Annotated in this window: 18 protein-coding genes; 8 read left to right on the top strand and 10 right to left on the bottom strand. The window is 68.8% G+C overall.

The features are described from left to right. Positions 1 to 30: 30 nt before the first annotated feature. Positions 31 to 438 carry a Fur family transcriptional regulator gene (locus MJ777_RS06600; RefSeq protein ID WP_239308034.1) on the bottom strand — a complete coding sequence of 136 codons (408 nt, stop codon included), beginning with the start codon at positions 436 to 438 and terminating at the stop codon, positions 31 to 33. Positions 439 to 846: 408 nt separating this feature from the next. Here MJ777_RS06600 and MJ777_RS06605 point away from each other — a divergent pair, with 408 nt between their 5' ends. Next, a complete protein-coding gene (locus MJ777_RS06605) occupies positions 847 to 1,284 on the top strand; it encodes a hypothetical protein (RefSeq protein ID WP_239308033.1) in 438 nt (145 codons plus the stop codon). 151 nt (positions 1,285 to 1,435) lie between these two features. Continuing rightward, a complete protein-coding gene (gene trpD / locus MJ777_RS06610) occupies positions 1,436 to 2,470 on the top strand; it encodes an anthranilate phosphoribosyltransferase (RefSeq protein ID WP_239308075.1) in 1,035 nt (344 codons plus the stop codon). Positions 2,471 to 2,586: 116 nt separating this feature from the next. On the opposite strand, the gene MJ777_RS06615 is transcribed toward trpD, so the two are convergent. From MJ777_RS06615 to MJ777_RS06635, 5 genes are all read right to left on the bottom strand, one after another. Beyond that, the gene (locus MJ777_RS06615; RefSeq protein ID WP_239308032.1) at positions 2,587 to 2,988 is read right to left on the bottom strand and encodes a cytochrome c oxidase subunit 4; all 402 of its coding nucleotides are present in this window, start codon (positions 2,986 to 2,988) and stop codon (positions 2,587 to 2,589) included. 35 nt (positions 2,989 to 3,023) lie between these two features. Beyond that, positions 3,024 to 4,700 (bottom strand): cytochrome c oxidase subunit I, encoded by a 1,677-nt coding sequence (gene ctaD, locus MJ777_RS06620; RefSeq protein WP_239308031.1) that lies wholly within the window; start codon positions 4,698 to 4,700, stop codon positions 3,024 to 3,026. Further along, entirely contained in the window at positions 4,697 to 5,650 is a 954-nt protein-coding gene (gene coxB, locus MJ777_RS06625) for a cytochrome c oxidase subunit II (protein ID WP_239308030.1), read from the bottom strand. Before coxB ends, ctaD begins: the two co-directional genes overlap by 4 nt. Positions 5,651 to 6,437: 787 nt before the next feature. Then, entirely contained in the window at positions 6,438 to 6,731 is a 294-nt protein-coding gene (locus tag MJ777_RS06630) for a DUF4193 domain-containing protein (protein ID WP_239308028.1), read from the bottom strand. A 219-nt stretch (positions 6,732 to 6,950) separates the two neighbouring features. Then, positions 6,951 to 7,481, bottom strand: coding sequence for a DUF3145 domain-containing protein (locus MJ777_RS06635; RefSeq protein WP_239379881.1), 531 nt, complete (start codon positions 7,479 to 7,481; stop codon positions 6,951 to 6,953). A 609-nt stretch (positions 7,482 to 8,090) separates the two neighbouring features. On the opposite strand from MJ777_RS06635, the gene glgX reads away from it, so the two are divergent. The 3 genes from glgX to treZ all read left to right on the top strand — a co-directional run bounded on the left by glgX (position 8,091) and on the right by treZ (position 14,810). After that, positions 8,091 to 10,304 carry a glycogen debranching protein GlgX gene (gene glgX, locus MJ777_RS06640; protein ID WP_239374170.1) on the top strand — a complete coding sequence of 738 codons (2,214 nt, stop codon included), beginning with the start codon at positions 8,091 to 8,093 and terminating at the stop codon, positions 10,302 to 10,304. A 70-nt stretch (positions 10,305 to 10,374) separates the two neighbouring features. Beyond that, the gene (gene treY / locus MJ777_RS06645) at positions 10,375 to 12,777 is read left to right on the top strand and encodes a malto-oligosyltrehalose synthase (protein WP_239308073.1); all 2,403 of its coding nucleotides are present in this window, start codon (positions 10,375 to 10,377) and stop codon (positions 12,775 to 12,777) included. A gap of 281 nt (positions 12,778 to 13,058) precedes the next feature. Next, positions 13,059 to 14,810: a malto-oligosyltrehalose trehalohydrolase gene (treZ, locus tag MJ777_RS06650; protein WP_239347173.1), complete on the top strand. Its 1,752-nt coding sequence runs from the start codon at positions 13,059 to 13,061 to the stop codon at positions 14,808 to 14,810. Between the two features lie 435 nt (positions 14,811 to 15,245). On the opposite strand, the gene zapE is transcribed toward treZ, so the two are convergent. Beyond that, positions 15,246 to 16,367, bottom strand: a complete 1,122-nt coding sequence (zapE, locus tag MJ777_RS06655; RefSeq protein ID WP_239374173.1) for a cell division protein ZapE — start codon at positions 16,365 to 16,367, stop codon at positions 15,246 to 15,248. Between the two features lie 107 nt (positions 16,368 to 16,474). Between zapE and MJ777_RS06660 the strand changes: the two genes are divergently transcribed. Beyond that, positions 16,475 to 17,455 (top strand): pyrimidine reductase family protein, encoded by a 981-nt coding sequence (locus MJ777_RS06660; protein WP_370651675.1) that lies wholly within the window; start codon positions 16,475 to 16,477, stop codon positions 17,453 to 17,455. A gap of 66 nt (positions 17,456 to 17,521) precedes the next feature. On the opposite strand, the gene MJ777_RS06665 is transcribed toward MJ777_RS06660, so the two are convergent. The 3 genes from MJ777_RS06665 to MJ777_RS06675 form a co-directional block, all read right to left on the bottom strand. Continuing rightward, entirely contained in the window at positions 17,522 to 18,766 is a 1,245-nt protein-coding gene (locus tag MJ777_RS06665; RefSeq protein ID WP_239311716.1) for a sulfate adenylyltransferase subunit 1, read from the bottom strand. 16 nt (positions 18,767 to 18,782) lie between these two features. Next, entirely contained in the window at positions 18,783 to 19,697 is a 915-nt protein-coding gene (gene cysD / locus MJ777_RS06670) for a sulfate adenylyltransferase subunit CysD (protein ID WP_239311715.1), read from the bottom strand. A 195-nt stretch (positions 19,698 to 19,892) separates the two neighbouring features. After that, positions 19,893 to 20,648, bottom strand: coding sequence for a 3'(2'),5'-bisphosphate nucleotidase CysQ (locus tag MJ777_RS06675; RefSeq protein ID WP_239311721.1), 756 nt, complete (start codon positions 20,646 to 20,648; stop codon positions 19,893 to 19,895). Between the two features lie 181 nt (positions 20,649 to 20,829). Here MJ777_RS06675 and cysC point away from each other — a divergent pair, with 181 nt between their 5' ends. Both cysC and MJ777_RS06685 read left to right on the top strand, forming a co-directional pair. After that, on the top strand, positions 20,830 to 22,515 hold the full coding sequence (gene cysC, locus MJ777_RS06680; RefSeq protein WP_305039372.1) for an adenylyl-sulfate kinase: 1,686 nt from the start codon (positions 20,830 to 20,832) through the stop codon (positions 22,513 to 22,515). Between the two features lie 140 nt (positions 22,516 to 22,655). Further along, a complete protein-coding gene (locus MJ777_RS06685; protein WP_239374176.1) occupies positions 22,656 to 24,740 on the top strand; it encodes a B12-binding domain-containing radical SAM protein in 2,085 nt (694 codons plus the stop codon). Positions 24,741 to 24,779: the final 39 nt, after the last annotated feature.

Raw genomic sequence — 24,779 nt, forward strand, 5'->3', positions numbered from 1 at the left:
CAGGCACCAGGCCCCTGGATATCGGAGCCCCTATCTCGGACCGTTGGTCTGACAGGCCGGACACAGGCCACGGAATTGCAGGTCGTAACCTGTGATCGCGAATCCGGTACGCCGCGACAGCGCGTTCACCAGCTCCGCCGGAACAGGAAGATCTATATCCACGGCCCGGCCACAGCGGTCGCAGACCGCGTGGTCGTGACGCGCGACATTCGCGTCGTACCGGGCCGCGACACCGTTACCGAGGCTGAGTTCCAGGGCGTAGCCGGCCCTGACCAGCAGCCCCAGCGCCCGGTAAACGGTCGCGGCGCCGATGCCCGGCGCGACCGCCCGGACACGAGCGTAGACCTCCGCCGCCGTCGGATGGTCATGGGCGGTTCGGAGCACCTCCAGCACCGCGCGGCGCTGAGGCGTGAGGCGAAGATCCTGCTGACCAGCCATGACACATCCGATGTTGGCGACCGTATGTATCCATACGCCGTACATCCCGACCTAGCGCGTGGATACGCAGCGTATGGATGCTGATTCAGGTACATCGATACTCGTCCATAGCATGAGAACGAGTCTCACTATCTCTCAGTCAGGGTCCCCTCGCAACTGGCGAAACGCTCCCCTGCGCTCCCCTGCGCGCCGATGTCAGCCGATGTCAGCCGCGGGACACGAGCGGCGGTGTCCCGGCCGGACCAGGCGGAGCCACCGCCCACGGGCGTCATCGGATAGCCTGCCGGCGGGTTCCCAGTTGTCCGGTTGCCGCTCAGGTCGTGCATGCGTGCGCGGCAGGTGGATCAGCCACCGGGCGCCGGGGCGCGCCCAGCCAGCACACCACCCGACTGAAAGGCTCGCGGTCACATGAGTACGGTTCTCGTGTACGCGGACAGGCCCGACATCCGCGAGCGGGTGAGACTCGCCATCGGCCCGCGGCCTGACCCCGAGCTCGGGCCGCTCGAGTTCCTGGACGTGGCCGACGGCCCGGCCCTCATCGATGCCGTCGACCACCGGGACGCCGACATCTGTGTGCTGGACGCGGAAGCGACGCCGACCGGCGGCATGGGGCTCTCCCGACAGATCAAAAACGAGATCCCGAACTGCCCGCCCACCGTCCTGCTGGTGGCCCGGCGGGACGACCGCTGGCTCGGCAGCTGGTCACAGGCGGACGCGGTGGTCACCCATCCGGTGGACCCCGCCGAACTCGCCGAGGTCGTGGTCGCCCTGCTGCGTGCCCGACGCTCGCTCGCGGCGCGGCCGGGCTCCTCGCCCGCGGCTGGTACGCCGGTCGCGGGCGCCTGAGCCCGACCGTGACCGTGAGCAGATGCTGCGGGCCCACCGACAGACGGGCGAGATGGTGACGGGCGCACCGGTTCCACCGGCGGATGCGGGCGCGGACCTGGAGCCTGGCGCGGCGCGCTCGGCCGCGCGGGGCTGGCCCGGTCTTCTCGGCATGCTGTTGCGGGACGAGGCCCTGGGTGCCGCGGACACCGCGTGGGCGATGACCCAGATCATGTCCGGTAACGCCTCCCCCGCTCAGATCGCTGGTTTCGCGGTCGCGCTGCGGGCCAAGGGCGAGACCCCCGAGGAGGTCCGCGGGCTGCTCCGGGCGATGCTCGACTTCGCGACGCCGCTGGAGGTCCCCGACGACGTCCGCGAACGCGCCGTGGACACCTGCGGTACCGGGGGCGACCAGTCGCATTCGGTGAACGTGTCGACCATGGCCGCCCTCGTCATCGCGGGGTCCGGCATACCTGTGATCAAGCATGGGAACCGGGCCGCGTCATCCGCCTGCGGATCGGCCGATCTGCTGACCGAACTCGGCGTTGTCATCGATCTGTCGCCTGCCGGTGTCAGCGCCTGCCTCGCCAAGGCCGGCGCCACGTTCTGCTTCGCGCCGGTCTTCCACCCGGCCATGCGACACACCGCCGGGACCAGGCGCGAACTCGGCGTGCCCACGGTTTTCAATATCCTTGGGCCGCTGAGCAACCCGGGCCGCCCCGCGGCCCAGGCCGTCGGCGTCGCCGATGCGCGGCTCGCGCCGGTCGTCGCCGGGGTTCTCGCCGCGCGCGGGACGCGAGGGCTGGTGTTCCGCGGTGACGACGGCCTCGACGAGCTCACGCCCGCCACCACCTCGACGGTGTGGGTCGTCGCGGGCGGCGAGGTGCGCATGGAGACCTTCGATCCCCGGGACATCGGTATCCGCCCCGGTGACCCGGCGGAACTGCGGGGAGCCGACGCCGCTTACAACGCCGAGGTGACCCGGAAGCTACTGGCGGGACGTCCTGGGCCGGTGCGGGACGCTGTCCTGCTGGCCGCCGCGGCCGCGCTGGTCGCCGCGGTCGGGCCGACGACCACCACGCCCGTGGCCGAACAGCTGCGACGCCAGTTCAGCCGCGCCGCATGGTCGCTGGACTCCGGCGCGGCCGAAGCCGCTCTGCGGCGGTGGATCCAGACGAGCCAGGCCATTGCTCCGGCCACGGTCTGAAGCGGCGGTCTGAGGGCGTCCGCCATGCCGGTGCCGGCGCTGCCGCCGGCTGCCCAGCACGGTCGAGGGCTGGTGGTGCCCCGGCGCGCACCGCCGGGGCACCACCAGCCGACCGCTCAGTCCTCCGGGACCGGTGGGTGCCAGAAGTTCTCAAACAGCAGGCACACGACGAACAGCAACGTCATGAGCACCCCGATGAGAGCCAGCCAGACCCCGAAGATGACGCCGAGAATCACCAGGCTGGCGCTGGCCGCAATGAAGAACGGATAGTAGCTGCCCGGGGTGAAGTGACCGAGCTCGCCGGCACCGTCCGCGACCTCGGCATCGAGAAGATCCTGCGGCCGGGCCCCGATACGCCGGGCGGTGAACAGCAGGTACCCGCCAACGAGCAGGCCGAGGCCGCCGCACAGCGCGAGCGCGACCGTACCGGTCGGGTCCTGCGAGGTGAACCAGTAAACGATGTCGACCACCGTGCAGAAGACGGTGAACACGAGGAAGACGACGCCCTCGATCTTCATGGCTGCTGCTCCGCTCCAGCTTCTTCCGGGCCCGGCTACCTGATCTCGGGTGTGGCGTGATAGTCGATTTTCCCGGCCGCCTGCGGATAGTGCAGGTCAAAGGCGGGCCGTTCCGACCGGATGCGTGGCAGCGAGCGGAAGTTGTGCCGTGGCGGCGGGCAGGATGTCGCCCATTCCAGGGAGTTTCCATAGCCCCAGGGGTCGTCCACGACGGCCAGCTCGCCCTTTTTGTAGGAACGCCAGACGTTGTACATGAACGGCAGGGTCGACGTGGCCAGCAGGAAGGCACCGGCCGTGGAAATCGTGTTGTACGTGGTGAATCCGTCGGTCGGCGAGTAGTCGGCCACCCGTCGCGGCATGCCCTTGACACCCAGCCAGTGCTGGATCATGAAGGTCAGGTGGAAGCCGAAGAACAGCGTCCAGAAATGGACCTTCCCGAGCTTCTCGTCGAGCATGCGCCCGGTCACCTTCGGGAACCAGAAGTAGATCCCGGCATATGCGGCGAAGACCACCGAGCCGAACACCACGTAGTGGAAGTGGGCGACCACGAAGTAGCTGTCACTGACGTGGAAGTCGATCGGCGGGCTCGCCAGCAGGACACCCGTCAGACCACCGAACAGGAAGGTCACGAGAAAGCCCAGGGCGAAGAGCATGGGCGTCTCGAAGCTGACCTGGCCCCGCCACATGGTGCCGATCCAGTTGAAGTACTTCATGCCGGTCGGCACCGCGATCAGGAAGGACAGGAACGCGAAGAAGGGCAGCAGGACCGCGCCGGTGACGAACATGTGGTGCGCCCACACCGCTACCGACAATGCCCCGATCCCGATCGTGGCGAAGACGAGGCCCTTGTACCCGAACAGCGGCTTCCGGGAGAAGACCGGCAGTACCTCACTGATGATCCCGAAGAACGGCAGGGCGATGATGTAGACCTCGGGATGGCCGAAGAACCAGAACAGATGCTGCCACAGGATGGCGCCACCGTTGGCCGCGTCAAACACGTGGGCGCCCAGGCGCCGGTCGGCTTCCAGCGCCAGCAGCGCACCGGCGAGCACCGGGAAGGCGACCAGAACCAGGATCGATGTGACGAGGAAGTTCCAACAGAAGATCGGTAGCCGGAACATGGTCATGCCCGGGGCGCGTAGGCAGAGGATCGTCGTAATCATGTTGACGGCGCCGAGGATGGTGCCCAGACCCGACACCGCCAGGCCCATGATCCACATATCGGCACCGGCGCCCGGCGAGTAGACCGCGTTGTTGAGCGGCGCATAGGCGAACCAGCCGAAGTCCGCCGCACCGTTCGGGGTCAGGAACCCGGCGATGACGGTGAGGCTCCCGAAGAAGAAGAACCAGAACGACAGGGCGTTGAGCCGCGGGAACGCCACGTCCGGCGAGCCGATCTGCAACGGGATCAGGAAGTTCGCGAACGCGAACGCCATAGGTGTGGCGAACATCAGCAGCATCAGCGTGCCGTGCATGGTGAACAGCTGGTTGAACTGCTCGTTCGACAGGAACTGCAGGCCGGGCCTGGCCAGCTCCGCCCGCATCATCTCGGCCATGATCCCGGCGAAGAGGAAGAACGCGAACGCCGTCACGCCGTACATCACGGCGATGTCCTTGTGCGACGTCGTGCGCAGATAACCGAGCAGGTTGGTACGCGGCTTGGCGTGCAGGTCCTCGACGTGGCCGGCTGGCGGCTCGTGCACCAGTGTCACTGTCCGCTCCCGGGAGTGGTAGTTCCGGCGGATGTCAGCGTGGTCGCCCCAGGGGTGACCGGCCCGGCCGCCGCCAGCGCGGCCGGCCGGGTCCGCTCGGCGATGAAGCGGTCGTACTCGTCACCCGGGACGACCTTCACGTAGAAGTTCATCCGATCATGATCAACCCCACACAGTTCCGCGCAACGACCGATGAAGGTCCCGGTCTTGGTGATCGTGAGCTGGAACTGGTTGATCCGGCCGGGGACGACGTCCCGCTTGAACAGGAACTCGGGCACCCAGAAGGAGTGGATGACATCCGGGGAGGTCTCCACGAAACGGATCGTGCGGCCCTGCGGGAGCACCAGCACCGCGGGCTCGCCGGGCCTGCCGGTGACCTCCACCGGGATCGTGCCGTGCTGGCCCGTGTCGAGGTAGCGGAACTGCCAGTTCCACCGGAAACCGATCACATTGACGGTGACATCCGGGTTGGGCGGAAGTTTGTCGATCTCGATCTCATCGCGGGCGGTGTAATAGAACAGTCCGGCGACGATGACCAGCGGCACGACCGTGTAAAGAATCTCGACCGGGAGGTTGTACCGCACCTGTTGGGGCAGCTCGTCCGACTTCCTGCGGAACATGATGATCGCATAGAAGATCAAAGCCCAGGTGAACGCACCCACGGCAAGCGCCGCGATCACAGAGCCCTGCCACAGGTTCAGGATGCGCGGCGTAAGGTCCGTCACCCCATCCGGAAACCCGAAGTTGGGTACGTCACAGGCAGTTGCCAGCAGTGCCAAAAATGCAAAGCCGGTCACTAGTCGTAGCGCCCGCCACGGGGAACCGGATCGGACAGAGCGCCGGCCAGCGCTCCTCGCGCGGTTCGTGCTCCCCGCCGAAGGAACGTCGCGGGCAGTCGCCACCTCGACATCGGCGGGCAACGGCCGAGTTCGGCCGAAGGATCGGGTCACCAGGTCCTGCCTCCCACGAATGCGCCGATCCGACCGAACCAAGCGGTCGGCGCAAGGCTCTTCGACAAGCTGTAGATGCTGCCGCAGGAGCGTATCCCAGCCGCCCGTCCCGTATCGCGTCAGAGCCCCACGAGCCCGGTCCCACAATCTCACCGGCGCCCCGCGGGAGACGGTGCGGAGCGCGCCCGGCGCGGCCCAACCGCGCCCGAGCCCATCGCGCCCGAGCCCATCGCGTCCAGGCCCATGGCATTGCCCAGGCCCATCACATTGCCCGGCATCCCGGCCCACCCGAGCCCGCCTGGTGCGTTCGCGCTCGTCGTCCCCGTCAGCGCGTGACGTGGTCGCAGCCGCAAGCCGGGGTTCTGGCCGGCTGGGCGAAGCCGATCTGGGAAGCCCGTCAGGGCATGCCAGCTGCCCGGCGGATGCGTCCCGAAGCGCCGCCCGGACGCCGCGAGCCGGCCAGCCCTGTTACCGGAGCCGCTCAAAACTCCGGCCGTCGGCGACGCGACAGAACCACGATCGCATCGCCTGTGGCCCGCCAGGCGAACCCGCTCCGTACCGGCCGGCTGTCGGATAGATCACTATCGGCTGACACGCCGGCGGATACATCCGGCGCTATTGATGACCTACCGGCCCCGCCTTACGGGCCGCCGCCGCAAGCCGGGGTTCCGGCCGGCTGGGCGAAGCCGATCTGGGAGGCCCGTCAGGGTATGCCAGCTGCCCGGCGGATGCGTCGCGAAGCGCCGCCCGGACGCCGCGAGCCGGCCAGCCCTGTTGCCGGTCGCTCTTATGCCGCGCAGTCGGCACAGATCATGCGCCGGCTGTCGGCGAGCTGGCTGCGGTGGTGGACCAGGAAGCAGCTCTTGCAGGTGAACTCGTCCGCCTGGCGGGGCAGGACGCGGACCGTCAGTTCCTCGCCGGACAGATCCGCGCCGGGTAGGTCAAGTTCGGCCTCGAACGGGTCGACATCGTCTCCGAGGTCGGCCGCCGCATCCGCCCGCCGCGCCTTGAGCGCCTCCAGACTCTGCTCGGAAACCTCCTCGGCATCGGTGGTGCGGGGGGTGTCGTAATCGGTGGCCACTGAAATTCTCCCGTGAATTGAGTACGTCTCGTGCGCAACCCACAACGCACGACCGGTGGGGTATGTGCCCGTTAGGACGATCCCCATCGGGTGTGGCCTTCGCCACATCAATTTCGATGATCATAAACGAAAGTCCGTCCAGCCGGAACCCAGCCGGTGCGTCTCGTCGCCGCCGGGCGGGCCAAGGCCGCACGCTGGGACCGGGCGGGAACAGCCGGGTCAGCCCGTCCGGCGCAACCAGGTCACCGGAGCTCCGTGGGCTGCCTGCCGGAACGGCTCCAAGGCCTCGTCCCATGCCGTGCCCAGCAGGCGCTGCAGCCCTCTGGCGAGGGTCTCCCGCCCCTCTCCCCGCTCGATGAGGGCACGCAGCGCGGCTTCCCCAACGACGATGTCCCCGTTCGCGGCGATCGACGCGCGGTGCAGACCGAGCTCGGGCGTATGGGAGTAGCGCTCCGAATCGCAGCCCGGCGACGGGCCCTCGACCACGTCGAAGGAGACATGACCGAGGCGACGCAGCTGGCCCGCGAGACGCCCGGCCGTGCCGCACGGAGCCTGCCACTCCAGGCCCGCGTAGAGCGAGCCCGGGGACCGTGGCTGTTCGCTCCAGGTCAGCGACACCGGCGAGGACAGCACGGCGGACACGGCGAACTCCAGGTGCGGACACAGCGGCGGCGGGCAGGCCAGAACCGCCAACATGCCGGGAACCTTGAAGGACGCCGGACCTGACACAAGATCTCGTGCTGATGACATTGCGACCACGCAAGACCTCCGTCGACGAGTTACGCCTTCCCCTGCGACCTCGCCTCACGATCGTCCGCGCCGTGCGGTACCGATGGTGCCATGGGCTGCCGCCGCGTCCATACCCGCCCCCTGGCAGACAATCCATGTTCATTCGGGCGATATCCGGATGATTCGTGACGCCGTCGGCCGGTCCAGTGACCGGGCGCGTCCCAACACCGGCGCGCCGCGGCCGGGCTCATGGCCGGAGCACGGTCAGGGCGTGTTTCGGGAGCCGCCTGGACGCGGGCTCCCTGATCGAACGACGACTTCCGGGACACGCCGTAGCGCGACCAGCAACGGAAGTGGCTCCCCGCGCCGCCTCGCGATACACGCGCCCCAGCCCCATTCCTTGATCTACTCTCCTGTTGCCGGTCGCTCTTATGGCCGGCAACACGAATGGACCGAATCCGCATATGATCACATCACGGTACGGCTGATCCCCCCGCAACGATCGGGCCTGGCACGATCCAGCCTGACAGGATCAGAAAACCGTCCGCCTGGACTCACCCGGCCCGTGGGGCTCATCCAGACCCGCGCCGGTCGGCGCTGGATCCCCGACCACCCGTAGGCTCCGTGCGTATGTTGCAAGTCTGGCCGGGCAGCCCCTATCCGCTCGGTGCCACCTATGGCGGCACCGGGACCAATTTCGCGATCTTCTCCGAGATCGCCGAGAAGGTCGAGCTGTGCCTGTTCGACGATGACGATGCCGAGACACGCGTCGAGCTGAAGGAAGTCGACGCATTCGTCTACCACGGGTTCCTGCCCAGCATCGGCCCCGGCCAGCGATACGGCTATCGGGTGCACGGCCCTCACGACCCGGCTAGGGGGCTGCGTTGCAATCCCCACAAGCTGCTCCTCGACCCGTACGCGAAGGCCGTTGACGGCGAGATCGACTGGGACCAGTCGGTGTTCGGTTACAACTTCGGCGACCCGGACAGCATGAACACCGCCGATTCCGCCTCACGGATGATGAAGTCGGTGGTCATCAGCCCGTTCTTCGACTGGGACAACGACCGCCCGCCGCGCACCCCGTACAACGAGACCGTCATCTACGAGGCGCACGTGCGCGGCCTCACGATCGCGCACCCGGGACTGCCGGCGGAGTACCGCGGCACCTATGCCGGCGTGGCACATCCGATCATGATCGACCACTACCATCGGCTCGGTGTGACCGCCGTGGAGCTCATGCCCGTCCACCAGTTCGTCCAGGATGAGCATCTGGTCAGCCGCGGCCTGCGCAACTACTGGGGATACAACTCACTGGCCTTCCTGGCCCCCCACAACGCCTACGCGGCCGCGACCCGGGCCGGGCAGCAGGTCCAGGAGTTCAAGCTGATGGTGAAGAACCTGCACGACGCCGGTATCGAGGTAATCCTCGACGTGGTCTACAACCACACGGCCGAGGGCAATCACATGGGTCCCATGCTCTGCTTCCGCGGGATCGACAACACCGCCTACTATCGGCTGATAGAGGACGATCCGCGCTACTATATGGACTACACCGGCACGGGGAACAGTATGCGGGTCCGTCACCCGCATGTCCTCCAGCTCATCATGGACTCGCTCCGTTACTGGGTTACCGAGATGCACGTCGACGGATTCCGGTTCGATCTGGCCGCGACGCTGGCACGCGAGTTCTACGAGGTTGACCGGCTGTCCTCCTTCTTCGACCTCGTCCAGCAGGATCCGGTCGTCTCCCAGGTCAAACTGATTGCCGAGCCCTGGGATCTGGGCGCGGGCGGTTACCAGGTCGGCAACTTCCCACCGCTGTGGACCGAGTGGAACGGTAAGTACCGTGACACCGTGCGCGACTTCTGGCGCGGCCAGGACCATGGCATCGCCGAGTTCGCCTCCCGCCTGACCGGGTCGAGCGACCTCTATGAATCCGACGGCCGGCGGCCCTCCGCCTCCATCAATTTCATCACGGCCCACGACGGCTTCACCCTCAACGACCTGGTCTCCTACAACAGCAAACACAATGAAATCAATGGCGAGGACAACTGGGACGGATCGGATGACAACCGGTCCTGGAACTGCGGGGCGGAGGGACCGACCGACGATCCGGACGTGCTCGCGCTACGCGCGGCCCAGGTCCGGAACTTCCTCACCACGCTCTTTCTCTCGCAGGGCGTACCCATGCTGGTGGCCGGTGACGAGATGGGGCGCACACAGCACGGCAACAACAACGGCTACTGCCAGGACAACGAAATCTCCTGGTTGGACTGGTCGCTGGCGGAACGCAACGCGAGCCTGGTGGAGTTCACCGCGCTCGTGTCCGCCCTGCGCCGGGAACACGCGGTGTTCCGCCGCCGGCGGTTCTTTCAGGGGGACGCGATTCGTGGCTCCGGTGGTACCTCGGGGCACGGCTCGGACGGCGGGGAGCCGCTCAGGGACGGGGAGCCGCTCAAGGACATCGTCTGGCTCCTGCCGGATGGCACCGAGATGTCCGACGCCGACTGGGAGTTCGGCCTGGCGCGCTCCCTGGGGATGTTCCTCAACGGCCACGGCATACCCGATCGCAACCATCGTGGTGAGAACGTCGTCGACCAGTCGTTCCTGCTCTTCTTCAACGCGCACTTCGAACCGCTCGGATTCCGCGTGCCACCGGAGAACTTCGGCACCAGCTGGGAGATCGTCATCGACACCCGGGTACCCACCGCGGTCGTGACCGCGGCTGCCGGCACGCGTGAGAGCGCCGCGCCGGACGCGCGCGCCACCAGCCGGATCGTGAAGGCCAACGACCCGATCGAGGTCGACGCCCGGTCAGCCCTGGTGCTGCGCTGTGCCGACTGAGCCACGGGACGGCGGCATCCCGGCGCCCGCCCGGCCGGTCCCCGGCTCGACCTACCGGCTGCAACTGAGCATGGAGTTCTCCTTCACCGACGCGGCTGTCATCGTGCCCTACCTGGCCGCCCTCGGGGTCACCCACCTGTACTGCTCGCCCGTGCTTGAAGCGGTCGACGGTTCGGCCCACGGCTACGACGTCGTCAACCACGATCAGATCAGCCCCGAGCTCGGCGGTCCGGCCGGCTTCCGCCGGCTGGTGACCGCCTGCCGCAAGGCGGGCCTCGGCCTCGTGGTGGACCTGGTGCCGAACCACATGGCGATCGCCGCGCCGGAGTCGGTGAACGCCGGCTGGTGGTCGGTGCTGCGGGAGGGCCGGGCGTCGCCGTACGCCTCCTGGTTCGACATCGACTGGGACTCCCCGGACAACCCCGGCAAGGTCGTCGTCCCGATTCTGGGTGAGCCGCTGGCGGACTGCCTCGCGGGCGGGGAGATCAGGCTCGCGACGAACGACGACGCCGAATCAGTGATCGTTTATCACGACCACGTGCTGCCGGTGGCCGAGGGGACCGCCACACCAGGCGACATAGCCGCCACCCTCGACCGGCAGCACTACCGGCTGTGCTTCTGGCGGGTCGCCGGCACCGAGCTCAACTACCGCCGGTTCTTCGACATCACCACCCTCGTGGGCCTGCGCCAGGAGGAGCCGGCCGTCTTCGCCGCGACCCATCGCCTGATCCTCGACCAGGTGCGCGCCGGCGCCGTCGATGGCCTGCGGGTCGACCATCCAGATGGCCTCGCCGATCCCGAGGACTACCTGCGCAGGCTGTCCGAGGCCACCGGCGGCGTGTGGACGGTCGTGGAGAAGATCCTCGAACCGGGCGAGGCCCTGCCCGGCACCTGGGCCTGCGCCGGCACCACCGGCTACGACACACTCAACCGGCTCACCCGGCTGTTCATCGACCCGACAGCGGCCAGGCCCATCACCCAGCTGTACACCGGTATCACCGGTTCGTCGCCCGACTTCGCGGCCGTCGCCCACACGGCGAAGCTGGACGCGCTCACGGATGTCCTGCGCCCGGAGCTGGAGCGGCTGGCGGCACTCGCGCTCACCGAGGCGCGGCGGCGGCGCGCGGACCTGACGCGTACCGGTCTTCGCGACGCGCTCGCGGAGGTGCTGGCCGCGTTCGCGGTCTACCGCGCCTACATCCGGCCAGGCGGGGCCGCGACCCTGGAGGCTCGAGCGCACGTGGTCGGGGCGTGCGAGCGCGCCCGGGAGTCCCTGCCGCGGCGGTCCAGCGAGATCGATCTCATCGAGAACCTGGCGCTGGCCGGCCCGTCCGAGTTCGTGGTGCGGTTCCAACAGACCACCGGGCCCGTCATGGCCAAGGGCATCGAGGACACCGCCTTCTACCGTTACGGCCGGATGATCGCCCTCAACGAGGTCGGCGGCGCTCCCGGCGACTTCCCCGGCTTTCCCGCCGGGCATCCGCACAGCGCTGTGCACGAGTTCCACGAGGCCAACGCGATCATCCAACGGACGTGGCCGCTGACGATGACGGCGCTGTCCACCCACGACACCAAGCGCTCGGAGGACGTGCGGGCCAGGCTCGCCGTCCTGACCGAGGACCCGCACGGCTGGGGCGAGCTGGCCCGCCGCCTGATCGCCCTGGGCGAGCGGCACACGGACACCGAACGTGGCTGGCCGGACCGGGAGGCCTGCTACCTGCTGGCGCAGACCCTGGTCGGCGCGTGGCCGCTGCCGATCGAGCGCGCCCGGGATCACCTGCTCAAAGCCGTCCGCGAGGCCAAGATGTACACCTCCTGGACCGACCCGGACGCCGGCTACGAGGCCGCGCTGGTGAACTACGTCGACGCCGTCCTCGACGACCGAGACTACGTGGCCGCCCTGGAAACCTATGTTGCGGCCCTGGTGGAGCTCGGGCGCCAGAACTCCCTCGCCCAGAAGCTTCTCCAGCTGGTCTGTCCCGGCGTGCCCGATGTCTATCAGGGCCAGGAAGTGTGGGACGCCTCCCTGGTCGACCCGGACAATCGGCGGCCGGTCAACTTCGGCGAGCGGGCGAAGCTGCTGACCGAGCTCGGGCCGGATCCAGGCGCCCGCAAGCCACCCGCGCTCGACGACACCGGCGCGGCGAAACTGCTGGTTGTCGCCCGTGCGTTAAGGCTGCGCCGGGAACATCCGCAGTGGTTCGGCGCGGAAGCGACCTACCGGCCGCTGTGGGCATCAGGCTCGGCGGCCGAGCACGTGGTCGCCTTTGTCCGCTCCGGGGAGGTGATCGCGGTGGCGCCCCGGCTGGTGCTCGGGCTGCGCCGCGGCGGCGGCTGGCGGGACACCACCCTCCCGCTGCCCGACGGTCGTTGGACCGACCTGTTCACCGGCCGCCGGCACGACGGCGGCGTCGCCTACGTCCTGCGGTTGCTGCGCGACTTCCCCGTCAGCCTCCTCGTCCGCACCGCCTGACCGAAACACCTGACCGAAACACCGCCGGGCACGCGCCGAAAGAATGATCGCCGGTAACCAGGAGAACGGGCGTGACCCGGCTGAAAATCAGCTGAAACGCTGTGCGGGACGGGCCCGCATGTGATGCCCTGAAACATGGCACAGCAAGCTCCAGCTCGTCCGGCGGGCGACGAAACCCCTTCCGAGGCAGCCGTGTGGCGTGTCCTACGCCACACCGGTAACAGTGCCGTGAAATCAGGATCACAGATGCTCACGGATTCGACGACGGGTAGACAGTACGGATGAGCACTTTCCGCGTGTGGGTGCCAGAAGCCAAAACGGTGAGCGTGATCACCAATACTGGTGGTAACGAGACCGTCCACGAGATGCTGACCGACGACGGCGGCTGGTGGTGGGTGAACGTACCCGCCGCGGGCCACGGCACCGAGTACGCCTACCTGATCGACGGTGAGGTCGACGAGGTACCGGACCCGCGCTCCGCCAGCCAGCCGCACGGCGTCCACGGTCGCTCCCGGCTCATCGACCACTCTCTGTTTACCTGGACGGATGGTACGTGGCGAGGGGTGACGCTGGCCGGTAGCGTCCTCTACGAACTGCACATCGGCACGTTCACCCGAGCCGGCACCTTCGACGCGGCCATCGAACGGCTCGACCATCTGGTGGCCCTCGGGGTGGACGCCGTCGAGCTGCTGCCCGTCAACGCCTTCGCGGGCCGCCACGGTTGGGGCTACGACGGTGTGGGCCTGTTCGCCGTGCACGAGTCCTACGGCGGCCCGGACGGGCTCAAGCGGTTCGTCGACGCGGCCCACAGCCGGGGAATCGGCGTGATCATGGATGTCGTCTACAACCATCTCGGCCCCGACGGAAACCACCTCGCCCGCTTCGGCCCCTACTTCACCGACTCCCACGACACTCCGTGGGGGCCGGCCGTCAACCTTGACGCCCCCGGCTCCGACGAGGTCCGGGCATTCATCATTGACAACGCGCTCAGCTGGCTGCGGCATTACCACTGCGACGGCCTGCGGCTGGATGCGGTGCACGCCTTTGCCGACACCCGTGCCATCCACATCCTTGAGGAGATCGCCGTCGCGGTTCACGGGCTCGCGGCCCAGCAGCGCCGGCCGCTGTTCGCGATCGCCGAATCCGACCTCAATGACCCCCGGCTTGTCACCGCCCGCGAAGCCGGTGGGCACGGCCTGGACGCGCAGTGGTGCGATGATGTTCATCATGCCATGTGGGCGGCGCTGTCGGGTGAGCGTCACGGCTACTACAGCGACTTCGGCACCCTCGCGGCCCTGGCCAAGGCGATGGAACGCGCGTTCGTCCACGACGGAACGTACTCGGCGTTCCGCGGGCGCTCCCACGGCCGCCCGGTACCCAGCCACATCCCGGCGCATCGGTTCGTGACCTTCCTGCAGAACCACGACCAGATCGGCAACCGGGCGGTCGGCGACCGCGCCGGGCAGACGCTCAGCGCGGGCCTGCTGCGGGTGGGCGCCGCGCTCCTGCTGACCTCGCCGTTCACGCCGATGTTGTTCATGGGTGACGAGTGGGGGGCGACCACGCCGTGGCAGTTCTTCAGTGACCACAACGCGCCCGGACTGGCCGAGGCCGTTCGCAAGGGGCGCCGGAGCGAGTTCGCCGCGCACGGCTGGGGACCGGACGAGATCCCCGACCCGCAGGACGAGGCAACCTTCATCCGCTCAAAGCTGGACTGGGCGGAGCTCAGGACCCCGCGCCACGCCGGTCTGCTGAAGTGGTACCGGCGGCTCATCACCCTGCGCCGGACCCTGCCGGACCTCACCGATCCAGGCCTGTCCCGCGTGCGCTGCAGTTTTGACGAGGATGCCCGGTGGTTCGTACTGCGCCGCGGCCAGGTCGCGATCGTGTGCAACCTCGCGCGGCGGCGGCAGCCGGTACCGGTCGAAGGCGTGCCGTTCGACGTCCCGGCCGCGTCCACCAGCGGGTTCACCTACATGCCGGGCCGCATCGAACTCGACGGGGAGTCAGTGGTGATCGCCCGGCTGCTCTGACGCGGCAACGGAGCGGGGCCCGCGGAGAAACCGAACTGGGGCGCGATCGCGGGCACAGGCTGTACCAGCCTGCCGTACCGCCCGTCAGTGTCGGCGCTCGCGGCGTTCAGCGCGGGACAACAGCACATACAACAGGCCGAGCACAGCGGCGGCGATCAGCAGCACGACGACCAGCAGCACAACATAGGTCGTCATGCGTACAACCGTCCTTTCCGGCCGAAGGCGACGCGGCGAGCCTGCGGTACCGGGCATCGCCGACGCCTCGGTCCATCAGCACCGCCCCGCCAGTATCGCGTCCGGGCGACGGCGACGCATCCCGCGGCCCGGTCGTCGGCCTGATCACCCGCGCCCGGGAGCCCGCGTCCCAGGATGCCACACGCGCCGCGACGGCCTCCCTTCTCCGCAACAGCCGCCGGTGGCGTGTCCTGGACCCTGTCAGGACGCCTTGGCGGTGCCTTCCCAGCCGGTCAGCTCGCCGGGCCCGCCGTCGCGGGCCAGCGCCGAAAGCCGCGAGATCGCGCGCTGGAACTTCTTGCGGTGCGGCCCGGCGAGCATCTCGGCCGAGAACAGCTCGTTGAAGGGCTGGCCGGAAGCCACGACCGGGATCGACCGGTCGTAGAGCCGGTCCGCGAGAACCACGAGCCGCAGTGCCATCGCCTGGTCGGCAACCGCGGTGACGCCATGCAGACAGCACAGTTCCACACCGTCAACAAGCGCGCCGTAGCGGGACGGGTGCAACTGGCCGAGATGCGCGCACAGCTCGGTGAACCCGTCCTCGCTGGCGCCGGGGGTTATCGCGGCACGGCGGCTGACCTCGTTGTCGCGCTGCGGGGCGGGCGGCTTGGGCAGACCGCGGTGGCGGAAGTCCTCGCCCGCGATCCGCAGGATGTCGAACCGTGACGACAGCCCCTGGATCTCGCGCAGGAAGTCGTCCGCGCCGAACCGGCCGGCGCCAAGATCCTCCGGCTGGGTGTTGCTGGTCGCGGCCAGGTGCACGCCGGCCTCGACAAGCCTCGTCAACAAGGTGGAGACGAGCACCGTGTCGCCGGGGTCGTCGAGCTCGAACTCGTCGATCGCCAACAGCCGCAGGCCGGACAGCGCCTCCACCGTCCGGGCGAACCCCAACGCGCCGACCAGCGACGTTATCTCCACGAACGTCCCATAGGCCTTGGGTCCCGGCACCGCGTGCCACAGCGACGCGAGCAGGTGGGTCTTGCCGACCCCGAAGCCGCCGTCGAGATAGACCCCGGGCCGGGCGGGGCCGGCATCCGGCCCACCAACGGCGTTGCGGGCGGTGCGTCCGCCGCTGTCACGGCGTCCGAACCGGAGCAGGCCTCGGCCACCGGCAGCGGCCGGCCCCCCCGGCCGGCTCCCGCCCGGCGCGACCCGGCCGGCAAAGCGGGCGAGCGCCGCAACGGCATCGGCCTGGCTCGGCTCGCCCGGATCCGGCCGGTAGGTGGCGAAACGGACGTCGCTGAACCGTGGTGGCGGAACAAGAGCCGCGACCAAGTCGTCCGGACGTACCTCAGGATGGCGGTCGACCAGACTCTCCGGCATGTTTTCACCCTACGGATACGCCGCTGGTCGATGTCACCCCGAGAAGTACCGGGCGAGGTAACTCACACCATCTCACGCTGACCGCCATGATATGCGACAGCCCACACATGACGCGCCCGGCAACAGGGGACGCGGCAACAGGGGACGCGGCAACGCGGGGCCGGCGGGGCCGGGGCGCGCGCCGCCTGTTGCCGGTCGCTCGTGGCGCTGTCGCTCACACAACGGTCGGCAGCGGGTGGAATAGAGTCCGCGAAGTGCGCCGGTTGTCGTCCCCCCAGGAGCTGTCCGCCCGCCTGCTGGCGGCGGAGCATCCCGGGGAGCGGTACCGCGGCGACCGACCGGCGGGCCAGGCCGCGGCCGGCGGCCATGGCGAGCCCGCGCCAGACGACGTCGACCTGGATGCCTGGTACCGGCTGCCGCCGGTCGCGGCCGGCAAGGTCCACGTCCGTTCGAACTTCGTCTCCTCCCTCGACGGTGCCGCCGAGGTGGACGGCCGTTCCGGCGCGCTGGGCGGCAGCGCCGACCGCCGGGTCTTCCGGACCCTGCGCTGGCTCGCCGACGTCGTCCTCGTCGGTGCCGGCACCGCGGTCGCCGAGGACTACGGGCCGGTCATCGTGCCACCGCAACGGCGCGAGCAACGGCTCGCGGCCGGGCAGACACCGGTCCCGCCGGTCGCCGTCATCTCCGGCAGCCTGCGGCTCGACCCGTCCGCCCGGCTGTTCGGAGCTGACGTGCGTCCGCTGGTGCTCACCTGCCGGGCCGCGCCGGCCGACCGGTACCGGGAGCTCGCCGCGGTCGCCGACATGCTGGTCTGCGGCGACGAGACAGTGGATCTCGCGGCGGCGCTGGACGCACTCGCCGAACGGGGGCTGGGACGCGTGCTGTGCGAGGGCGGCCCGTCGCTGCACGCGGCTCTCGCGGGGGCCAGCCTCCTTGATGAGCTGTGCCTGACCCTCGCCCCGTTGCTGGTCGGCCCCGACCGCATCCGGATCGTCGGCGGCCGCCGGTGGCCGACGCCCGTCACGATGGCGCTCGGTCATGTCCTCGAGGAGGACGGCAGCCTGTTCCTGCGCTATCTGCGTCGTTGAGCCCCGGCCCCGCCCCACGCCGCTGTTGCCGGCTGCTCCTGATCCACGCCGCTGTTGCCAGGCGCTCTAAAGAATCATGCCGGCGCCGACTGTGGACCCGGTCGCCTCGTCGATGAGGATCACGCTGCCCGTCGTCCGGTTACGCCGGTACGGGTCGAAGCACAGCGGCGTCATGGTCCGGACCGTCACCCGGCCGATATCGTTGAGCCGCAGCTCCGACACGGTCTCGTCGCGGTGCAGCGTGTCGACGTCCACCCGGTAGGCAATCTTCTTCAGCACGCCGCGCACGGACCGGGTGGTGTGTTTGATCCCGAGCCGGGCCTTGGCCGACAGTGGCGCGTCCGCCATCCAGCAGACCATCATGTCGATATCCTGACCGACCATCGGCTGGTTCGCTGGTCGAGCGATCATGTCCCCGCGGGAGACGTCCAGATCGTCTTCGAGGCGTATCGTCACCGACATCGGCGGGAAGGCCTCGGCGACCGGGCCGTCAAAGGTGTCGACGGCGGCGATCCGCGAGGTCAGACCGGACGGCAGGACGATCACGTCGTCCCCTGGCTTGAGGACGCCACCGGCGACCTGGCCAGCGTACCCGCGGTAATCATGCAGCTCGCCGGAACGCGGCCGGACCACCCACTGCACGGGAAAGCGCACGTCGATGAGGTTGCGGTCGGAGGCGATGTGCAGCTCCTCCAGGTGATGCAGCAGCGAAGTGCCCTCGTACCAGGGGGTGCTCGGTGAACGGGAGACGATGTTGTCCCCGCCGAGCGCGGAGACCGGGATCGTCGCGACGTCGACGATCTCGAGTTTGGTGGCGAACCCCCGGAACTCATTTTTGATCTTCTCGAACACGTCTTCGTCGAACCCGACGAGGTCCATCTTGTTCACGCACAGCACCAGGTGCGGAACGCGCAGCAGGGAGGCCAGGAAGGCGTGCCGGCGGGTCTGCTGGAGCAGCCCCTTGCGCGCGTCCACCAGCAACAGCGCCAGATCAGCGGTAGACGCGCCAGTGACCATGTTGCGGGTGTACTGAACATGCCCAGGGGTGTCGGCGAGGATGAACGACCGCTTCGGTGTGGCGAAGTACCGATAGGCGACATCAATGGTGATGCCCTGTTCCCGCTCGGCTCGCAGCCCGTCGGTGAGCAGCGCTAGGTCGACGTAGGCGTCGCCGCGCTCACGGCTGGTGCGTTCCACCGCCGCCAGCTGATCGGCGAACAGCGATTTGGTGTCGAAGAGCAGCCGTCCGATCAGCGTGGACTTGCCGTCGTCGACAGAACCAGCGGTGGCGACCCGCAGCAGCTCCCCCATCAGAACAGCTTCCCCATCAGAAGTAGCCCTCCCTCTTGCGGTCCTCCATGGCAGCCTCGCTGACCCGGTCGTCGGCACGGGTCGCGCCGCGTTCGGTCATCCTGCTGACCGCCACCTCCGCGATCACCTCGCCGATCGTCGCCGCGGTCGACGCGATCGCCCCGGTGCAGGACATGTCTCCGACCGTGCGGTAACGCACCTGGCGCGCAACGGCCCGCTCCCCTTCCAACGGCGGCGTCACCGGGGTCACCGCCAGCAGCATCCCGTCCCGTTCGAGCACGTCCCGGGTGTGCGCGTAGTAGATCGACGGAATGTCCAGGTTCTCCTGTGCGATGTAGCGCCAGATGTCGAGCTCCGTCCAGTTCGACAGCGGAAAGACCCGGATGTGCTCGCCCGGACGGTGACGTCCGTTGTAGAGCGACCACAACTCAGGGCGCTGGCTCTTCGGGTCCCACTGACCGAACTCGTCCCGGAAGGAGTAGACGCGCTCCTTGGCCCGGGCCTTCTCCTCGTCCCGGCGCGCCCCGCCGAACACCGCATCGAACTTGTTCTTCTCGATGGTGTCCAGCAGCACCGGCGTCTGCAGCTGGTTACGGGAAGCACCGGGCCGGATGTCTTCTGTGATCACTCCAGCGTCGATCGCGTCCTGGACGGAACCGACCACAAGGCGGGCCGACAGCTGCGCGACCCGGGCGTCGCGGAACTCCATCACCTCGCTGAAGTTGTGGCCGGTGTCGATGTGTACCAGCGGAAACGGCAGCTTCGCCGGCCAGAACGCCTTCTCGGCGGCCCGGAGCATGACGATCGAGTCCTTGCCGCCGGAGAACAGCAGCGCGGGACGCTCGAACTCGGCCACCACCTCCCGGAAGATGTGGATCGCCTCGGCCTCGAGCATCTGCAGATGGGTGAGTTCGTAGCCTGTGACAGGCATGCGGAATCCCCCTGTCGACCCCAGTGGACAACATCGATGGATGGCAACGCCGATGGACGGCGATGCTGGTAGATGACAACGCTGGTAGATATCAGCCCAACGTAGCCGAGGAACCGGCACTCGGGACAGCGAAGCGACTCACCGGATACAAACTGTCGCATAAAGACAAACACATCGCTGATCGCTGATCAGCGATCAGCGATCAGCGATCAGTGCCAGAATGCGGCCGGCCAGATCCGGGCGGCAGACGAGCAGGTCGGGCAGGAGCGGATCCGGCCGGTTATAGACCAGGGGGGACCCGTCCAGCCGGCTGGTGTGCAGGCCAGCCGCACGGGCTACGGCAACCGGCGCGGCCGAGTCCCATTCGTACTGGCCGCCAGCGTGCACATAGGCGTCGGCATCGCCACGGACAACGGCCGCCACCTTCGCGCCAGCGGAACCGACCGGTACGACCGAACCGCCCAATGCCTCGGCCAGCGTGCCGACCAGCGCGGGCGCCCTCGTCCGGCTGGCCACGAACCGGGGGCCGCCCACCGGGGCGGGACGCCGCGGCAGCGGTGTGCCGGTCGCCAACGTGACGCCCTGCGCCGGGAGCGCAACAGCGCCCTGGACAAGATCGCCGTCTTGCCACAACGCGACGTGCACGGCCCAGTCCAGCCGATCACGCTCGCCGAATTCACGGGTCCCGTCCAGCGGATCGATGATCCATACCCGTCGGGCGGTCAGCCTCGCCGGGTCGTCGACCGCCTCCTCGGAGAGCACCGAGTCATGCTGGCGGTGCCGGGCGAGCGTACCCGCGAGCCACGCCTGCGAGCGGGCGTCACCAGCGTCGCGTAACGCGGCCGGGTCACCGAATCCCAGCTCCGCCCGGAGCCGCAGCAGGAGAGCGCCCGCGTCGGTGGCCAGCCACGCCGCCAGGACGGCGTCCGCGGCCTCGCCGGGCGCCGGCAGGCCGGCGCTGTCCTCATCCCGTACACCCGCCGGCCTGGCCGGATGGCGCGCGGCCGGGCCGGCCGCCGCCGCGTTCCCGTCACTGTTCACCCATGGCAGTCTGCCACCGAGCGACGGGCGGGGGTGGGCCGCGGCCGCCCGTCGCCGTGGCAGGACGGACCTCAACCGCTACGGTCAGAGTGTGCCCACCATCCGGCAGAGGAGCGCGTTGCTGGTCGACGAGGCGCGCGCACGAGAGCTGACCAAGGCGTCACTGCGCTGGCCGTCGCTGACGCTGACAGCCACCCAACTTTCCGATCTTGAACTTCTGCTGTCCGGCGGGTATCCCGCTCTCGGCGTCCCGGCGGTGGCCGGCGATGCGTACGACGGCCCGGCACAGCTGCCGCGGCACACCGTTGAGGTGGGCGACGCCTACCCGGTGACCGCCGGGAGCGCAGACCTACCGCGCATACCGCGCCCTGGAACGACGGTCGCGCTCAGGGACTCCGAAGGCGTGATGATCGCCGCATTGCGGGTGACCGACGCGGCGGGCTCAACGTTGTCAGGCCTCGTGGAGGGGCTACGGCTGCCCGATCACCCCGACTACCCCGAGCTGCGGTTCACCCCCGCGGCGTTGCGTCTGGAGCTGCTCCGACGCGGCTGGATCACACCGACCGGCCCGGCCGCCACCGCGCTGTGGGCCGACGGCCTGCTGCATACCGCGGACCTGGACCGCATCGAAGCCCTCGCCGCCGCCGGGAACAGCATCGTCGTGCTCGCCGCGGTCGGTGGCGCGGATCCCGCGGACGCTCGTCATCACCTGCGCGTACGCTGCCTGCGAGCGGCGCTCGCCACGCTGAGCGACGTTCGCGTGATGCTCGCCCTGGTTCCGGTCCGTGCGATGCCGCGGCTGACCGAGGCGGTCGCCTTCGGCCCCGACAACACGATCCACGCGGGGGCCACCACCGGCGACCAGCCGGACGCCGGCCAGGCAACAGACCAGGCAACGGACCGGGCAACAGACCGGGCAACAGACCGGGCAACAGACCGGGCAGCAGGCCAGACAACAGACCAGACAACAGACCAGACAACAGACCAGACAACAGACCACCGGCCGGCCGACGACCGGGAGACCGAGCCCGCGCTCGCCGCGGAAATCATCCACCGGACGCAGGTCTCGCTCGCCTACGGGCTCGGCTCAATGATCGTCGGACCAGCGCCGAACGCGCCCGGAGCAAGCGCGCTGGCGCTGCTGCTCGACCACGGAACACGGCTGCCACCCATGCTCACACCACCCGCGGTCGCCGCCGAGCTGGTCCGGGCACAGCCACCGCGGGGTGAGCGAGGGTTCACCGTGATGTTCACCGGCCTGTCCGGATCGGGCAAGTCCACCCTGGCTGGACTGCTCGCCTGCCGCCTGCTGGAACGCGGTGACCGACGGGTGACGCTCCTGGACGGGGACGTCGTCCGCCTGCACCTGTCCAAGGGGCTCGGTTTCTCCCGCGAGGACCGGGACATCAACGTGCTGCGGATCGGCTTTGTCGCCGCGGCCGTCACCGCGGCGGGCGGCACCGCCGTGTGCGCGCCGATCGCCCCTTACGGCACCGTCCGACGGCAGGTCAGAACGATGGTCGAGGACAGTGGAGGTGGGTTCATCCTAGTCCATGTGGCCACCCCGCTGGAGATCTGCGAGGCACGTGACCGCAAGGGCTTGTACGCCAAGGCGCGCGCCGGCATCATCCCGTCCTTCACCGGGGTGTCCGATCCCTATGAGGAACCCACGGATGCCGAGATCGTCATCGACACCACGCAAACATCACCGCAGGCCGCGGTCCAGAGCATCCTCGACCACCTCCATACCCACGGCTGGCTCACACCCACCCCCTAAATGGGAGCTACCGGGCCGCCGCAGGGCAGGATCGGTGCCGGTAGCCGCCGGCAGATGAGCACTCTCGCCCTCTGACCGGCGAGGAGCGGCTGGAGACAGCACCGTCGGCCGACCACGAGCCCGCCGCCGATTCGCGGCCCATGCTCGCGCGTCTCCTGCGAACACACACGATGGAGATCATCTTTGCCCTCGGCGACCGCGACGCCCCAACCCGCTACCGCACCCTCACAACCCCGCTGCTCCCCCGCTGCGCAGCAGCCTCGCCTTCTGGGCGCCAAGCTCTGCTAACGCTGCCCAGCGCCCAATCGGCGTCCGGAACGCGAAACGCCCCGGGCGGTCTCGGCGAACCGTCGGGGCGTCGCTACGACCATTTGACCCCGCCCAGGTTCAACCAGATCCGCCATGCTCGGCACGGGGACTTGGCTGACGACACGCTGGACCGGCGACTGGCGGAGCTGGCGGCCGACCGCCCGGGCATCGTCTTCGACACGTGGGCGTTGGCATGGCTGGCACCTGGGCCGATGATGCGCGTATGGATCGAGTCCGATCTGGAATCCCGCGCCCGCACGTGTCATGTGTCCCAAACACACACGGCCCTGTCGCTGCCCGAATGCCGTGATCTCGCGCGGGACAAGGACGAGGACACCCGCGCGAACTTCCTCCGCCGGCATGGTTCCGACTTGTTCACCGACCGCCACCGCTACGACCTGGTGCTCTGTAACTCCCACTTGATACCGGTCGCGGATCGCTCGTGCGCGGACAACGGAATCGCGGTCTTCGCCCCGGTCGTCGGTGAGGCTGTGTCCGCGCTGCTGGCACAGCGCCCGATCCACGACCTTGCCGCACTCGCCTACCGCCGTCCGGCGGAAATCCTCCGTATCGGCGCTGTTCAGCCCGACGAGCTGGGCCTGGACCTCACCGGCTATGACGTTGTAGGGTTCAGCCTCGCTTCTTCGGCGACCTACGGGTTCATGCGGGAGCTCCGCGAGCACAGTCAGATCGACCCTGGCGCGCTGGTGATGGTCGGCGGCGTGCACGCCAACTTCTACCCCAAGGAGTCGTTAGCCGACTTCCGCGCGGATGTGCTCTGCGAGGGCGAGTCGGAAGAAGCGATCGTCGAGGTGCTGGACAGGGCCGGCGCCGGCCGCTCCTTCGCCGGTGTTGGTGGCGCCCGCTGGGTCGAGAACGGGCAGGTTCGCGTCGAGCCACAGCGCCGGCTGATGAAGGACATTGACCGACTGCCTCTGCCTGCCCGGCATCTGCTGCCCGACGAGGACGTCGTGATGGCCGACAGGCTCGCCGGCCGGGACATCAGGATGGCGCACGTGATGTTCAGTCGGGGGTGCCCATTCCCGTGCTCGTTCTGCGCGGCTGGGCAGACCCGCATCCAGTACCGGTCCGGGGCCAGCGCCCGCACCGAGCTGACCCACCTCGTCGACCGGTACGGGGTGCGGGGGTTCGCCATCGTTGACGACAACTTTATCGTCAACAAGCGGAAGGTCTCCGACATCTGCGACGCGATCGTCGATCTTGACCTGTCCTGGTCGGCGCTGTCCCGGGTCGACACCGTTGACGCGGCCCTGCTGAAGACGATGGCGGCAGCGGGCTGCATTGAGATCAGATACGGTGTCGAGTCCGGCAGCGAAGCCCTGCTGCGGGCGATGCGGAAGAACACCACCCGCGAGCAGATCAAGGCGGCGTTCGCCGCGACCACCGACGCCGGGATCGGCGGCAAGGCGTTCATCATCCACGGGTTTTCCGGCGAGAGCGCCGAGACGACCGCGGAGACGATGAGCCTGCTGACCGAGCTAGTGGTCGCCGCCGGAAGTTGTTCGGGGGTGCCGGATGACAGACGGATGCATCGTGAGGCGGAGAAGGTCCAGGTAGCGGTGTTCTACCTGGGCCGACGACAACGAAGCGAGGCGCCGTCTGGCGCCGGCAGACCCTGGACGAACTTCCGGCGGCGACCACTAGGCAGCTCCCTGAGCCGGGTGTCGCTGTTCCGCTTCGTCCCACTGCCCGGCACGCAGGTCTACGCCGACCCTGGCCGGTACGGGCTACGCGGTGTGCACACCCAGCCGGGCTGGGACGGGGACTGGTCGAAGTTCCACATCCACCACAATGATCTGCACTGGTGGGGCAGCGCTGAGCAGTGGCAGGAGACCGAGGATTCCTACCGGCGGCTCCGCGACTTCGTGGAGGACCACTGGAATACGCAGGGATAGACGTGACCCGGACCGGTCCACCCTCGGCACGATCATGGG

The sequence above is a fragment of the Protofrankia sp. Cj5 genome (genome assembly GCF_917627405.1).
Lineage (GTDB): Bacteria > Actinomycetota > Actinomycetes > Frankiales > Frankiaceae > Protofrankia.

Excerpts from the sequence above, each read along its gene's own strand:
- MJ777_RS06600 (WP_239308034.1), bottom strand. The coding sequence starts at position 438 with ATGGCTGGTCAGCAGGATCTTCGCCTCACGCCTCAGCGCCGCGCGGTG.
- MJ777_RS06605 (WP_239308033.1), top strand. The coding sequence starts at position 847 with ATGAGTACGGTTCTCGTGTACGCGGACAGGCCCGACATCCGCGAGCGG.
- trpD (WP_239308075.1), top strand. The coding sequence starts at position 1,436 with ATGCTGTTGCGGGACGAGGCCCTGGGTGCCGCGGACACCGCGTGGGCG.
- MJ777_RS06615 (WP_239308032.1), bottom strand. The coding sequence starts at position 2,988 with ATGAAGATCGAGGGCGTCGTCTTCCTCGTGTTCACCGTCTTCTGCACG.
- MJ777_RS06635 (WP_239379881.1), bottom strand. The coding sequence starts at position 7,481 with ATGTCATCAGCACGAGATCTTGTGTCAGGTCCGGCGTCCTTCAAGGTT.
- glgX (WP_239374170.1), top strand. The coding sequence starts at position 8,091 with ATGTTGCAAGTCTGGCCGGGCAGCCCCTATCCGCTCGGTGCCACCTAT.
- treY (WP_239308073.1), top strand. The coding sequence starts at position 10,375 with ATGGAGTTCTCCTTCACCGACGCGGCTGTCATCGTGCCCTACCTGGCC.
- treZ (WP_239347173.1), top strand. The coding sequence starts at position 13,059 with ATGAGCACTTTCCGCGTGTGGGTGCCAGAAGCCAAAACGGTGAGCGTG.
- zapE (WP_239374173.1), bottom strand. The coding sequence starts at position 16,367 with ATGCCGGAGAGTCTGGTCGACCGCCATCCTGAGGTACGTCCGGACGAC.
- MJ777_RS06660 (WP_370651675.1), top strand. The coding sequence starts at position 16,475 with ATGACGCGCCCGGCAACAGGGGACGCGGCAACAGGGGACGCGGCAACG.
- MJ777_RS06665 (WP_239311716.1), bottom strand. The coding sequence starts at position 18,766 with ATGGGGGAGCTGCTGCGGGTCGCCACCGCTGGTTCTGTCGACGACGGC.
- cysD (WP_239311715.1), bottom strand. The coding sequence starts at position 19,697 with ATGCCTGTCACAGGCTACGAACTCACCCATCTGCAGATGCTCGAGGCC.
- MJ777_RS06685 (WP_239374176.1), top strand. The coding sequence starts at position 22,656 with ATGCTCGCGCGTCTCCTGCGAACACACACGATGGAGATCATCTTTGCC.